Annotated in this window: 14 protein-coding genes; 8 read left to right on the top strand and 6 right to left on the bottom strand. The window is 38.2% G+C overall.

Translation table 11 applies throughout. The features are described 5' to 3' along the window. Window positions 1-237: 237 nt before the first annotated feature. From CQ046_RS15085 to CQ046_RS15065, 5 genes are all read right to left on the bottom strand, one after another. Window positions 238-588 carry a 4Fe-4S dicluster domain-containing protein gene (locus tag CQ046_RS15085; protein ID WP_105703066.1) on the bottom strand — a complete coding sequence of 117 codons (351 nt, stop codon included), beginning with the start codon at window positions 586-588 and terminating at the stop codon, window positions 238-240. Between the two features lie 144 nt (window positions 589-732). Then, entirely contained in the window at window positions 733-1,056 is a 324-nt protein-coding gene (locus CQ046_RS15080; protein WP_105703065.1) for a 2Fe-2S iron-sulfur cluster-binding protein, read from the bottom strand. A gap of 5 nt (window positions 1,057-1,061) precedes the next feature. Beyond that, on the bottom strand, window positions 1,062-1,619 hold the full coding sequence (locus CQ046_RS15075; RefSeq protein ID WP_105703064.1) for an NADPH-dependent FMN reductase: 558 nt from the start codon (window positions 1,617-1,619) through the stop codon (window positions 1,062-1,064). Window positions 1,620-1,622: 3 nt separating this feature from the next. Further along, window positions 1,623-2,123, bottom strand: coding sequence for a DUF2480 family protein (locus tag CQ046_RS15070; protein WP_105703063.1), 501 nt, complete (start codon window positions 2,121-2,123; stop codon window positions 1,623-1,625). Between the two features lie 23 nt (window positions 2,124-2,146). After that, entirely contained in the window at window positions 2,147-2,773 is a 627-nt protein-coding gene (locus CQ046_RS15065) for a superoxide dismutase (RefSeq protein WP_105703062.1), read from the bottom strand. A gap of 194 nt (window positions 2,774-2,967) precedes the next feature. Between CQ046_RS15065 and CQ046_RS15060 the strand changes: the two genes are divergently transcribed. Both CQ046_RS15060 and hxpB read left to right on the top strand, forming a co-directional pair. After that, window positions 2,968-3,588: a helix-turn-helix transcriptional regulator gene (locus CQ046_RS15060; RefSeq protein ID WP_105703061.1), complete on the top strand. Its 621-nt coding sequence runs from the start codon at window positions 2,968-2,970 to the stop codon at window positions 3,586-3,588. A gap of 50 nt (window positions 3,589-3,638) precedes the next feature. Further along, window positions 3,639-4,286 carry a hexitol phosphatase HxpB gene (gene hxpB / locus CQ046_RS15055; RefSeq protein ID WP_105703060.1) on the top strand — a complete coding sequence of 216 codons (648 nt, stop codon included), beginning with the start codon at window positions 3,639-3,641 and terminating at the stop codon, window positions 4,284-4,286. A 109-nt stretch (window positions 4,287-4,395) separates the two neighbouring features. Here the strand turns inward: hxpB and CQ046_RS15050 are convergent, their stop codons facing one another. After that, window positions 4,396-5,022: an RNA polymerase sigma factor gene (locus CQ046_RS15050; RefSeq protein ID WP_105703059.1), complete on the bottom strand. Its 627-nt coding sequence runs from the start codon at window positions 5,020-5,022 to the stop codon at window positions 4,396-4,398. Between the two features lie 242 nt (window positions 5,023-5,264). Between CQ046_RS15050 and CQ046_RS15045 the strand changes: the two genes are divergently transcribed. From CQ046_RS15045 to CQ046_RS15025, 6 genes are all read left to right on the top strand, one after another. Continuing rightward, window positions 5,265-6,212, top strand: a complete 948-nt coding sequence (locus CQ046_RS15045; protein WP_228406968.1) for a FecR family protein — start codon at window positions 5,265-5,267, stop codon at window positions 6,210-6,212. A 51-nt stretch (window positions 6,213-6,263) separates the two neighbouring features. Further along, the gene (locus CQ046_RS15040; RefSeq protein WP_105703057.1) at window positions 6,264-9,551 is read left to right on the top strand and encodes a TonB-dependent receptor; all 3,288 of its coding nucleotides are present in this window, start codon (window positions 6,264-6,266) and stop codon (window positions 9,549-9,551) included. A gap of 95 nt (window positions 9,552-9,646) precedes the next feature. After that, window positions 9,647-9,811, top strand: a complete 165-nt coding sequence (locus tag CQ046_RS23640; RefSeq protein WP_165790532.1) for a hypothetical protein — start codon at window positions 9,647-9,649, stop codon at window positions 9,809-9,811. A 54-nt stretch (window positions 9,812-9,865) separates the two neighbouring features. Beyond that, a complete protein-coding gene (locus CQ046_RS15035) occupies window positions 9,866-11,158 on the top strand; it encodes a hypothetical protein (protein WP_105703056.1) in 1,293 nt (430 codons plus the stop codon). A gap of 76 nt (window positions 11,159-11,234) precedes the next feature. Further along, window positions 11,235-12,158 carry a T9SS-dependent choice-of-anchor J family protein gene (locus CQ046_RS15030; RefSeq protein WP_105703055.1) on the top strand — a complete coding sequence of 308 codons (924 nt, stop codon included), beginning with the start codon at window positions 11,235-11,237 and terminating at the stop codon, window positions 12,156-12,158. Between the two features lie 175 nt (window positions 12,159-12,333). Beyond that, on the top strand, window positions 12,334-13,077 hold the full coding sequence (locus tag CQ046_RS15025; protein WP_228406967.1) for a hypothetical protein: 744 nt from the start codon (window positions 12,334-12,336) through the stop codon (window positions 13,075-13,077). Window positions 13,078-13,079 lie beyond the last annotated feature (2 nt).

Raw genomic sequence — 13,079 nt, 5'->3', positions numbered from 1 at the left:
TTAGGATATAAAACAGCTAAAAGACGCATCGCTATGGAACTTCGGGATATGATTACCGCAATTCTAATAATATTTGCGGGGGGTGATCCTGCAAAAGTCTTCAAAACTTAAAACATAAAAAATGGTCGGAAATTTCTTCCGACCATGACTAGGTTAAAACCCGCCTTTGTTGAAATTAGATATAAAAAATAGAAATTTTTTTTAAATTCTTTGGTTTTTTCTTTACAAATGAACCGTTTAAGCACTGTGCATAAATTTTTGCCGATCCAATAGTACTTCTTCCGTTTCCCGATGGTCAGGATCATCTACACAACAGTCTACAGGGCATACAGCTTTACATTGAGGTTCATCGTGAAAACCTTTACATTCCGTACATTTTCCGGCTACAATATAATAAACCTCATCCGAGACAGCTTCATGATAAGCATCGGCATCACCTTCGCTGCCGTCAGGGAATATGATATGTCCTGAAAGTTTGGTTTTGTCTTTCCAGCGCCAGTCGATGGCACCTTCATAAATGGCTGAGTTGGGGCATTCAGGTTCGCAGGCTCCACAGTTGATACAGGCATCTGTTATTTTTATCGCCATATTGTTTGAATTTAAAGGGTTTAAAAAAGGGATTTCTTCAACGTCGGACGGCTAGGAAATCCCCGCTAAACTTAATTACAGCAGTTCAACACTGTTCTTTGAAAATAAGCAGCATAAAGCGTGCTAATTTTTATTTTTTAATCATTAATCTGCAGCAATTTCTACCGACAGCCCATCCATCTGGGCGGTAAGGTAAATCTGGCAGGATAATCTGCTGGTTGTCTTGGAGGTAAACAATTCTGATAACAAAGCTTCTTCAATGTCATTTTTTTCAGGCAGAGGAACTGTTTCACTCAGAATAAAGCAGTGACAGGTAGCACACATGGCCATACCACCGCACATCGCTTCCATAGGTAATTCGTAAGCCTTGCAGATGTCTTTAAGGGTAAGCCCCATTTCTAAAGGACATAATAAAGTATGTATAATACCGCTTTGGTCAATAACAGTAATCGTAATCTCGTTTTCCATAATTCTTAGTCAATAAGGGCTACTTTTTTAGAAGTTGCAATGCTGATGAGTTGATTAAACTTACCGGAATAGAGATCCGAAATTTCAGTTGAATTATCACCTGCGAATAATGCCGATCTGAGAACAGGTACACTGAATGGCAATGGCCATGCACGTAATGATTTGGCAATAGAATCCATGGCATTGATTCCCTGCATAGCCTGCAGGCCATCAGCCCAGCAAACCAATCCGACAGTTTTATCAGTAAGATAAGGTTCTTTCCTGTTGGCGGTCACTTCAAGCCAGTCCAGACAGTTTTTCATCACTCCCGGAATGCTTCCGTGGTAAAGAGGAGCCAGCCAGATGTGCAGATCAGCATCCGTGAACATCTGAGTCATCCGTTCTACAGCCAAAGGAGTTTTATTCAAAGTAACATCGAATAAAGGGATACCGGAATCAGCAAGCGTAAAAATATCAGTATGAATTCCCAGTCTTTTCAGACGTTCTGAAAAATAGTCCGAAATAAGCCCGGAAGTTGATAAAGTTCTTCTTTCCAGCGACCCGTTGAATATAATAGCTTTCATTTTCTATTGTTTAAAAATTACTTTGGGTAATCCTATTTCACCGTACATAAGTGTTTTCACCAGAGGTTTCAATAATCCTGCTGCTAATAAGTACAATGCAGGATCATGATTCGTACTTGCGCGAACAACTACTTTCTGGTTTCTGTAGTGTTTCAGGTCAGCATAGATGAGACGGCGTTTCCAGAGATCGAGCAAAATAGTTTCTGCATTGTTTAAATCGGCATAGGAAGCATAAGGAGACAATTTTTCCATAATCAGCATGTAGGCCCAGGGCGGGATGATAGCATCCGTAGAACAGATGATTCCTACAGCTTTTTCGTTGTATACAGAAAAATCTACCGCAGCAATTGATTCTTTAAACTCTTTCTCCTTCACAATCATTCCCATAAAAAGATGATCTTTGATATCCAGTTCTACAATTTCCGTAGTCGGTTTGTAGTCTGAAAGGTCAAGGGCAATAATGCCTGAAGCCTTTGCTTTATTGATAAAATTTTCCTCAACCATAGTTTATTTGCATTCAAGGTTCATTATCTTACTTTTGACAAAGCTTCTTCATATTTTCTTCCTACAGCAGACCAATCCAGTACAGACCAGAAAGCATCCAGATAATCTGCACGTTTATTTTGATAGTTTAAATAATAAGCATGTTCCCACACATCTATTCCCAAAATTGGAAAGCCTCTGTTCGTAGAAAGAATATCCATCATCGGATTATCCTGATTAGGAGTAGAACTGACCGCAAGTGATCCGTTGAATTTCACAAAAAGCCATACCCATCCGGAACCGAACTGAGATAAACCTGTTTTTTTCATTTCTCCTTTAAGATTCTCAAGGCTTCCGAAAGTAGCTGTGATATCATCATGAAGCATCCCTTCAGGGGTAAGCTTAGGCTGAGATGAAAGAATTTCCCAGAATAAAGAATGGTTATAGTGACCACCGCCATTATTTCTTACAGCAGGGCTGTATTCACTGATTCTTTGCAGTATGGAATCCAGATCCGGATTGACTTCATCGGTTTGTGTCAAAGCTGCATTCAGATTATCTACATAAGCCTGATGATGTTTCTGGTGGTGAATAGTCATTGTTTCTTTATCTATAAAAGGTACCAAAGCATCATAAGCATAAGGTAATTGTGGTAATGTAAATGGGTTCATCGTCTTTGTTTTTTTGATTAATGTGTGACAAAGGTAGAAATATATTTTAATAAAACAACTTTTTAGTTGTTTTATGTGTTTTATGATTTTAATTGATAAAGTATTGTAAATGTTTAATTTAAGCTTTTGTTTTTGAAATTATAGAAAATGACTATATTTGTTGTTGGAAAATAAAACAACCTAAATATTGTCAAATGAAGAAGCCGGCTGCAGATCGTATTCTAATGTTTTTGAAGATGAGAGGTGAGGCTACATCCCTTCTTATTGCTGAAGAATTGTCGATTACCAAAGAAGGAGCGAGAAAACATTTACTGAATCTTGCTCAGGAAGGATTGATTCGTTCTTTGGTGAAGAGCGAAGGAGTAGGTCGTCCATCCACTTATTATATTCTTACAGAGAAAGGATTGGCTCAATTTCCGGATACGCATGCAGATGTAACGGTTCAGATTCTGAAATCAGTAAAAAATCTTTTGGGAGAAAATGCTTTAAATCTATTAATTAGTGACCGGGAAAAAAATACCCATGACCGCTATGAAAAGATACTTTCCAAGACAAAATCTCTTGAGCAGCGCCTTGAATCCCTTGCAAAAGTGCGTAGTGATGAAGGCTATATGGCAGAATGGAAAAAAGAAGGTACAGATTATTTCCTGATTGAAAACCATTGCCCAATATGTGCCGCTGCAACCGAATGTCAGGGTTTCTGCCGTGCCGAATTATCCAATTTCCAGTCGTTGATAGGGAAGGATTACAAAGTAGAAAGGATAGACCATATCATTTCCGGAGGACAGCGCTGTGTGTATAAAATCAGCCAATAATTCATCATTTATAACTCATAACTCATAACTCATAATTCATCATTCAGAAAATGGCTTTACAAGCAGTAATATTTGACATGGACGGTGTTCTGATAGACTCAGAAAAATTCTGGACTCAGGCGGAGCTTGATGTTTTTTCATCATATGGCGTACAAGTTACAGATGAATTGGCGGCACAAACCAAATATATGACGGCTCAGGAAGTCACAGAATTCTGGTATGAAAGATTTCCATGGGAAAATTTTGATAGTTCTGATTTGGAAGATAAAGTGGTTACAAGAGTAATCGAAATGATACAAAGCCAGGACTGCACGATGTCTGGTGTACAGGAATTTATTCAAACTCTTAAAAGTAAAGCATACAAAATAGGATTAGCTACCAATGCTCCTTTGCGTGTGGCACATGTGGTTCTTGAGAAGCTTCAGGTTCGTGAACTCTTTGATACCGTTCACTCATCAGAGTTTGAAACTCAGGGGAAACCTCATCCGGCCGTGTATCTTACTTCTGCAAAAAATCTGGGTGTTTCTCCTGAACACTGTATTGCTATTGAAGACAGCCAGTCAGGATTAAAAGCAGCCAAAGAAGCCGGAATGCAAACCATAATTTTCACCAATAATGATGAAAGCATCCACTCCAACCTTGCCGATTTTAAAATCTTAGATTTTAATACAGATTTTCCAGCCGTATTTGGTGAATAACGAATGGTGAATGGTGAATTTGCTTCGCTGTGAATTTTATTAATGGTTGTAAAAATTGACCATTGACTGCGCAGCAAATTGACCATTGGCACAAGCCGCACCCCGCATCTCAATACCTCGTCAAAACCTCCATCAGTAATAGAATAGAGACCAGTTTTTTAGACGACTGATATTCCGGATTCAGTTTTTCGCGGATTTCCCCTAAAGCTTTGCTTAATTTATTACTCACCGTTTTGTTGCTGATTCCCAGTGCTTCTGCGGTTTCATTCACCGACATATTTTTCCGGATTCTCATATCATATACCTGCTGTTCCGTGGAAGGAAGCTGAGAAACAACCTCATCAATCATCGATAATAAAGTACTGATCTCATTTTCCTCAAGGATTTCAAAATAGTCCGAATCTGCGATTTCAATTTCATTCGGAATATCAAATTCATCAATGCTCAGCGTTGGAGGTGCTTTTTTGTAGCTGTTATAAAAATCAATAATCCGATAATGAAGATGGCGGAGAAGATAGCCTTTGGCACTTTCTGTATCATCTGTTTGTATAAGTTCTGTATTCTCAAGAATCTTCATCCATAGGTTCTGAAGAATTTCCTCAGAGACTTCTTTATCCCTTGTCCGCACATAAACAAAGCGATATAGACTATCCCAGTATCGGTCATACAGCAGCATAAATGCAGGACGGTCGCCTGATTTTATTTTCTTTAATAATGTATAGTCGGTTGCGCTCATATTGTTGTCACAAAATTACCTAAAGGAAAATTAACTTTTTGTGAACTTTGGGTATAGTAAGATTAAATATTTCTGAAAAAAGACTCCAAAATTGGATGTTAATGTTGAGTAAATGTGAAAAACAATGAAAATTATTAACAATTTGGTGTAAATGTGAATATAATATTAAGAGTGCTCTGGGGAAGTTTTTCATTTTCAAAGTCTTATAGATAGAAGTATCTGTGAATACGATGAAAAACTCTATGAAAAAACGCTTAACCTATAAAAATATTGAAGCCTTTGTTTTCAGACTTTGGGAACGGGAAGTTTCGGAAAATAACATTTCTGAAAAGGAAAATGAATTGTTAAAACAATGGAAGACCCTTGCAGAAAAAGATCTGGATATTACTCATCTTAAAGAATCCAAAGAAAGGATATTATCCGGTCTGGAACATTATTTTCCTCAAAGAGATATACAGTCTGCAAAAAGTTTTAAAACCCATTTTTATAAAATTGCAGCAGTTATTATTCTGTTGTTGTCGCTAGGAAGCATTTTTACCTACACGATGTTCATTAAACCGGATGTCTATCTTGCAAAATCTGAAAATCGAATTATTCATCTTGAAGACGGATCTGTGGTTACTCTTTTGCCGGGTGCTGAACTGACCGTAGAAAAATCTTTTCCGGCATCTACCAGAGTGGTGGATTTAAAAGGAGATGCAATTTTCACTGTAGCAAAATCAAAAATACATCCTTTCATCGTTCGTGCGGATGGTTTCAGTACCAAAGTACTGGGAACGGTATTTAAAATCTCACAGTCGGGGAAGAGAAAAGCAGTTGATCTTTATGAAGGGAAGGTTGCGGTATCTTCGCCGGGTGTTCCTGTTTCTTTTCTTAAGCCTAATCAGAAATGGACCAATTTCGGGATTGCTCATACTACAGCAATTGTTTCATTGAAACCAGCAAAAAATTCACCCAACAAAGTTCCAGCGATATTGTCTTTAAGCTTTAATGATGTTCCTTTAAAAGAGGTAGTGTCAGTTCTGGAGAACAGTTACAATACAAAAGTTTTATATCCTAAAGAAGCCGAAGATAAAAAAATCACAGCAGATTTTACCGGAGGAACTGTCGGTGAAAATATTGAATCGCTTGCCTTCATCCTTGGATTGGAAGTACAGAAAAAAGAAAACACCTATATCCTTAAGAAATAAATCATTATTCAAAAAAATTAAATAATCATAATCAAGAGAACACTATTAAGTATGAAAAGTTTGAAATGTGGGATTACCATAGCAGCCTTATTTTTTACTGTAGCCGCAGAAGCTCAGGAGCTGGTTCAGAAAGTAACATTTTCCGTACCTGCCAACAGACCTTTGATTGAAGTTTTGGAAGAGTTTGCCGGAAAAACAGGGATGAGACTGGCTTATTCCAAGGTAGATATTAAAGAGCTGAAGGTAAGAGGAGTGAAATGTGAAAATACTTCCGTGAACAACTGCCTGAAAGACATTACTAATGGACTTCCTGTGATATACCGTCTGCATGGTGATCTTATTTCGGTAAAATATGAAGGTTCAAACATTTCAGTACCGGGAAACGGAAGAATTTCCGGTAAAATAGTGGATGAAGTAGGAAATCCCATTACCGGAGCCGAAGTGAATATCGCTCAGAAAACCGTCATAACAGATAATAATGGGGATTTTACGGTAGATCTCCCTTCAGGAACTTATAATCTGAGCATAAAAGCTCCCAAATACAATACGCTGAGGGTTGAAAAACTCTCTGTTACCAATAAAGAAACCAATTCCGTTTCATTTGCATTAAACAAAGCTTCTGACAAAATTACAGACATCAAAGAAGTGGTGATTACCGCAACCCGTAAAGCAGATACACAAGCCGGACTTCTTGCCCAGCAGAAGAAAGCAGCACAGATGAGTGACGGTATTTCTGCGGAACAGATTTCCAAAACTCCCGATAGTGATGTAGGAGGAACATTGAAAAGAGTAACAGGAATCACCACGATTGATAATAAATATGTTGTTGTAAGATCCATGGGAGAACGTTGGAACACCGCAGCGATGGACGGGATCAACCTGCCCAGTACGGAAGCCTATAGCCAGAATTTTTCGTTTGATATCATTCCGACAGCAATGGTAGAAAGCGTGGTAGTAAGCAAATCAGCAACACCTGATATGAATGCCAGCTTTGCGGGAGGTTATGTGGAAGTGAGGACGAAAGATATTCCCAATGAAAATTTTACAACAGTAACCATGGGAACCTCTTACAATGATCAGTCGGCATTCAAAGAATTTCTGACCCGTAAGCGTGGAAAATATGATTACTTCGGATATGATGATGGAACAAGAGATTTTCCGAAAGGACTGGAAGCCATGAACTGGACAGATCCAAGGTTTTTTGAGCAGTCTAAACAGTTCACCAATGACAATTTCAGCACCTACAAGACAAGAGGTGACATGGGTTCTAATATACAGCTGGCACTAGGAAGAACATATGCCCTTAAAAACAATAATAAATGGGGATTTGCAGGAGCATTTGTCATCAGAAATGAGCAAAATAAACTGGATATTGACCATACAGGAAGAGGGAACTGGCTGGATACAACAGGAATGCCGGATGCTAACGGACAGATTCCATTCTATAATTTCAAAAATAGCGGAGCTTCTTACAATTACAATTCTACGTTGGCAGGAATGTTGAATTTCGGATTTCAATTGGGAAAAAACAGAATCTCATTCCGTAATTCTTATACCCATATTTTCGACAATACGCTGACAAGAGTAACAGGCTGGAATGAATATTCAACCGGAAGTGGAATGGCAGCCAATGCAGAATTAGCCTATAATTATTTCTACAATGGAGTTGTTCCTAATAATGATCCCGCTCAGATCAAAAATTTAGACAGACCTTATACTGATAATACCAATTACCCGATTTTTCAAACCCTTTTACAAAATAAATTAGAAGGAAACCATAAAATAGGAAATGCAGAAGTAAGCTGGTTTGCAGCCCGTACAGGAGTAGCTTCCGATACCAAAGATTACACACAGTATATTACCCGGTATGATTTTATTGGAAGTGAAATTCTGACTTTTCATAAGATCTACAATTCCGGAGCAGATTTTTACAGAGGGTATATCGAAAATAAAGAAACAGATTACAACTATGGTGCTTCTGTGAAATGGGATATGGATGCAGGAAGTTTTAAAAATACCATCAAAACCGGATATGCCGGAGCTATAAAAAACAATACCAACCAACAACAGAAGTTTTTTCTTCGTGTTGACGAAAACCGGAACGTTCCGAATAGCGAGAAGAACTATTTGACGATGTATGGTTCTCTTGCTGACTGGTTTAATGGTTCCCATTATGTTCCGGGTGGTATTGGTTGGGAAACCAGAGGATTGTACAAAAATGACAAGTATGAAGGTGAAGTGAATCAGCATGCGGTTTTTGTGATGTTTGATAACCGTTGGAAGAAATTAAGATTAGTCTGGGGACTTCGTGCAGAATATTTTAAGTACGATATGATTTCCCAGCAGTTGGATCCTACTGATTCCAAATACATCATGAGAACAGCTATAGATGATAAACCTTGGCAGTGGATGCCTTCCGTGAATTTTACGTACAGTCCTACCAATAAAATTAACTTGAGGCTTGCCTACAACAAATCTGTTATCCGTCCTCAATTTAATGAAAGAACAGGATTGCCCTATTTCGACCCTATTGCTAATGGGTTGATTTATAATACAGAATTAAGCTCTTCAGTCATTAATAATTATGATTTCAAATTTGAATGGTTTCCGGGGCTTGGCGAGATATTTTCTGCAGGATTGTATTACAAAGATATTGACAGGCCTATTGAACGTGAAGGTCATATTTCAAGTGAAGGAAATCTTTTCTTATACAACGGAAATTCAAAAAATGCAAAGCTGATGGGAGTGGAGGCAGAAGTAAGAAAAAGCTTAGGCTTTATCGCAGACGGAACTTTTCTTGAAAAGCTTTTCATAAGCGGAAATTTTACCTATAACCATACGAAAGTAGTGGCTTTTAAAGACTTATATAAAACAGGAGATAATGACGATACCTACGAAGTAAAACGACCGCTTTACGGACAGACACCTTATGCTTACAATCTTGGACTGGTCTATGACGGAACCCGTTTTGGGATGAGTTTTTTGTATAATGCAAAAGGAGACCAGTACATCACGGTAGGATATGCATACAAAGGAGAGGAAATCCAACGTCCTTATGCAGTGGCAGATGCTCAAATCTCATATAAATTTCTTCGAAACAGAAATTTTGAAGTGAAATTTAATGTAAGAAATCTCTTCAACAGGGTAAAGGAATATTACAACAACTTCAATTCTTATCTCGCTGCAAAAAACGGAGGCGGAAGTAATGTAGGAACAGAAAGAGAAGCTTGGGATCTTCTTCCGGGAGCAACAGATAAGTACGATAAAAATATTGATAAGATTATGTTCAGAGCCTACAGCGGAAGAATGTTCAGTCTGAGTGTGAACTATACTTTTTAAAAATAAGACACCAAACAATACCATATAAAAAGAGCTCTTAAGATAGAGGCGTACAGGTTTCGGGAACCTGATTAAAGACTGAAAAAATACTGCTGATGCGCACAGCAGTACAGTTAAGAAAAAAACCGGACGTTAACAGCTTTTCCCAGGCGTTAATGGATCTCATGGGAACTCCCGCAATGCAGCTCCTCATGCAGCGATGGGATGAACACCAAAAAACAAATCGAAGGAATAAAGAGGAAGATATTCCTGAATATTAAAAAACTGATCTGGTATAAAAATAATACGACCGGATTGTACTAAAAATTATAACAATGAAAAGACTAACTCTAATTGCAGTGGCAGCATTATCTCTTACAGCTTGTCAACACGATCAACTGGCGGATTCATCATCTCCATTCGAAATGAAATCTACTTCTGCTGAATACCTTACCGCTTCGGCGCTTCCGGTAACCAGCGTAAGTGGGGCTATTACTTCCAATACTACATGGAGTGGTGTAGTTGAATTAGATGGAGTTGTAACCGTAAAAGATGGTGCTACATTAACAATCCAGCCGGGTACATTCATTAAAGCAAAACCAAATTCAAGCAATACAGCTACAGGAGTTTTGGTAATTGCTAAAACAGGAAAAATCAACGCAGCAGGTACAGAAGCTCAGCCAATCATTTTCACAAGCTACAAATTGTTAGACGGAAATGAAGATACTACGGCTGCTCCTGGTGATTTCGGAGGGGTGATTATCTTAGGAGATGCTCCTACCAACACTCCTTTCACAAAAACGATTGAAGGATTATCTGGTCCTGATTTCTATTACGGAGGTACAAACCCTTCTCACAATGGTGGAACATTGAAGTATGTACGTATTGAGTTTGCGGGATATGACCTTTTGGCTCCGAATTCAGGAAACGAAATCAACGGTCTTACTTTAGGAGGTGTTGGAAACGGAACTACTTTAGATCATATTCAGGTATCTTTCGGAAAAGATGACTCTTTTGAATTCTTCGGTGGTACTGTAAACGCTTCAAACCTTGTTTCTTTCGCAGCAGATGACGATAACTTCGATTTTGATAATGGATATACAGGAACAATCACTTGTGCTCTTGCTTTGGCAGATTACAACTCTACACACAGCCTTAGCGGATCTAGCCCGGATTCTAACGGTATCGAGCTTGATAACAATGCAGACGGTTCTTCTACATCATTGTTGACTCACCCAGTAATCAACAACCTTACGATCATCGGTACTAAAAACTCTACTCAGGGAGCTTTGTATGAAAATGGTATCCACATCAGAAGACACGGAAGATTAACATTAAATAACGCTGTGGTTACAGGATATCCTGTGGGAATCAAAGTAGAAGGTACAGGTTCTGAACTTTCTTCAGCTTCAGCATACAACACGATCCAGATCCACGGATTTGGTACTTCTGTGACAGGTACAGGAACTGCGGGAATCCCAGCTGCTAACCTATTGACTGGAACTCCTGCATCTCTATGGGGTATGAGCCAGCCGTTCTTCAACGAAGGAAGCTGGAATGTATCTCCAAGAAACTGTGGAAACTTCCAGGGACTTTGGACAAAATACAATTTCACGATTGTAGAATAATAAAAAACTTTAAAAAGCAGGGAACAGCGAAAGCTGATTCCTTGCTTTTACTTCAAAAACATTAATAATCAGCATTATGAAAAAAATAATTTTATCATCTGTTCTGTTTTTATCCCAACTTGCTGCAGCGCAGACTCTGGTTTGGGGAAATTCTTTTGATACGCCTGCTGACCTACAGGGATGGACGTTCCATGATCTGAACAGCAACGGTAACGGATGGGTGCAGGGACAGAATATCTACCACAATGGAACGACTTTAACCTATGGAACCACAGGTGTTCTTCGTCATTCCATCAGTGTGGTACCAACCGGTAATGCTACAGGATTTACTACAGAAAATGACTGGATCATTTCTCCTCAGATTGATCTTACCAACACTGCAGGTACAGTTACTTTGGCTGCCAATATCGGAAGACAGAGAACTACCCATACCATTGTTGCCAGAGATCTTTTTATCTATGTAAGTACTCCGCAGAAAGAGGTTCCTACATTAGCGGATTTTCAGGCTATGACCGTAGATGCAGGTGGTAATGACGTTCAGAGTCTTTATAAAATACAGGTAGGAGACTCAGCCAATCCGTTTCCGGCAGATCTTACCGAGTTTGTACAATCTCTTGTAGATCTTTCTGCTTTTGCAGGAAAGAAAATCTATATCGGAATGTGGGCGAACAGAAAATCAAGCGGAAATAATATCCAGAATATCAATATTGATGAAATAGGAATTTATGCTACGGCATTTTTAGGAACTAAGGATGTAAAAGGAAACAAAACACGCACACAAATAGCAGAAAACCCGGTAAAAGAATCATTAGTACTACAGCTTAATCCTGCATTGAAGGAAAATACAACGGTAGTGAATATTTACAATGCTGCGGGACAAAAAGTGCTTACCGTTCAGTATTCAAAAGCGATTCATGTAGCTAATCTTACATCAGGAGCTTATATCGCAGAAATTACAGACGAAAAGACTACAGAAAGGCTGAAATTTATTAAAAAATAAAACTTTTACCCTTAGAAACTGATTTTAGAAACACCAGAAATTTTAAATACAATAATGGATAGTACCTAAAAAGACTATCCAGAACATATCCAACTAGTTTTTTTATAATTATATATTGCCCGGCTGATGGGTTGGGCAATATTTTTAAGTGTTACCATCAAATAATTAAATAAAGATGAATAAAATCTTTGCATTACTACTATTTTTCACTGTACTTTTCTCATGTACGGACAGCAACACGATGGAGTTGTATGATAAAATACAGAAACCCGGAGAGGTTACTATCAAAGGATTTTCCAAACCTGATGCTGTTCAGCTGAGGTTTAACGGAAAGCCTGTATCCATTGACGGAAAAGCATCTTATACCTATAAAATAGAAACCCAGCTTCAGTTTGTACTGGATCAGGGAGAAACCAATAAACTGTCTGTTTACAATAGTGAAACAGGCACCGAAATTGCAAAATATAATATTACCTATGACAATATAAATGATTTTAAAACCCTGAACTTTTTTAATCTTCCCGGAATTTATTTACAGACTTACGCCGTAAAACCTCAGGTTAATCTTGGGAAAGTCGGTTTTGAATTTATTTTTCCTAATCTGGGCGAGTTGTCCGGAACTTCATTGAAAAATGTAAAAGGTATTTTGAAAAGAGATAATGGAGTTGTACTGGCAGAATTTGACAACATCGGGAAAGATAATTTTACAGCAGTGAAAATCTATAACTTTTACAGCTCTACAGCTCCTGTATATCTGGAACTGTACAAACCGGGAACTACAGAACCTTATGCCGGATCTAAAATGATTCAGGTGAAAATAAAACAGCACACAGGTGCCAATATGATTGTCCTTCAGGAAAAAATGGAAAATGGAGAATGGGTAGTCAAAGGAGATATAGATGTAGCAGAATATCTGTAATT

It is taken from the genome of Chryseobacterium sp. MYb7 (genome assembly GCF_002979455.1).
Lineage (GTDB): Bacteria > Bacteroidota > Bacteroidia > Flavobacteriales > Weeksellaceae > Chryseobacterium.
This window is presented reverse-complemented; position numbering and strand designations above follow the sequence as displayed.

Bases quoted from the DNA above. Each gene is read 5' to 3' on its own strand.
- CQ046_RS15030 (WP_105703055.1), top strand. From the start codon at position 11,235: ATGAAAAAAATAATTTTATCATCTGTTCTGTTTTTATCCCAACTTGCT.
- CQ046_RS23640 (WP_165790532.1), top strand. From the start codon at position 9,647: ATGCGCACAGCAGTACAGTTAAGAAAAAAACCGGACGTTAACAGCTTT.
- CQ046_RS15080 (WP_105703065.1), bottom strand. From the start codon at position 1,056: ATGGAAAACGAGATTACGATTACTGTTATTGACCAAAGCGGTATTATA.
- CQ046_RS15075 (WP_105703064.1), bottom strand. From the start codon at position 1,619: ATGAAAGCTATTATATTCAACGGGTCGCTGGAAAGAAGAACTTTATCA.
- CQ046_RS15035 (WP_105703056.1), top strand. From the start codon at position 9,866: ATGAAAAGACTAACTCTAATTGCAGTGGCAGCATTATCTCTTACAGCT.
- CQ046_RS15085 (WP_105703066.1), bottom strand. From the start codon at position 588: ATGGCGATAAAAATAACAGATGCCTGTATCAACTGTGGAGCCTGCGAA.
- CQ046_RS15065 (WP_105703062.1), bottom strand. From the start codon at position 2,773: ATGAACCCATTTACATTACCACAATTACCTTATGCTTATGATGCTTTG.
- CQ046_RS15025 (WP_228406967.1), top strand. From the start codon at position 12,334: ATGAATAAAATCTTTGCATTACTACTATTTTTCACTGTACTTTTCTCA.
- hxpB (WP_105703060.1), top strand. From the start codon at position 3,639: ATGGCTTTACAAGCAGTAATATTTGACATGGACGGTGTTCTGATAGAC.
- CQ046_RS15045 (WP_228406968.1), top strand. From the start codon at position 5,265: ATGAAAAAACGCTTAACCTATAAAAATATTGAAGCCTTTGTTTTCAGA.
- CQ046_RS15050 (WP_105703059.1), bottom strand. From the start codon at position 5,022: ATGAGCGCAACCGACTATACATTATTAAAGAAAATAAAATCAGGCGAC.
- CQ046_RS15040 (WP_105703057.1), top strand. From the start codon at position 6,264: ATGAAAAGTTTGAAATGTGGGATTACCATAGCAGCCTTATTTTTTACT.
- CQ046_RS15060 (WP_105703061.1), top strand. From the start codon at position 2,968: ATGAAGAAGCCGGCTGCAGATCGTATTCTAATGTTTTTGAAGATGAGA.
- CQ046_RS15070 (WP_105703063.1), bottom strand. From the start codon at position 2,123: ATGGTTGAGGAAAATTTTATCAATAAAGCAAAGGCTTCAGGCATTATT.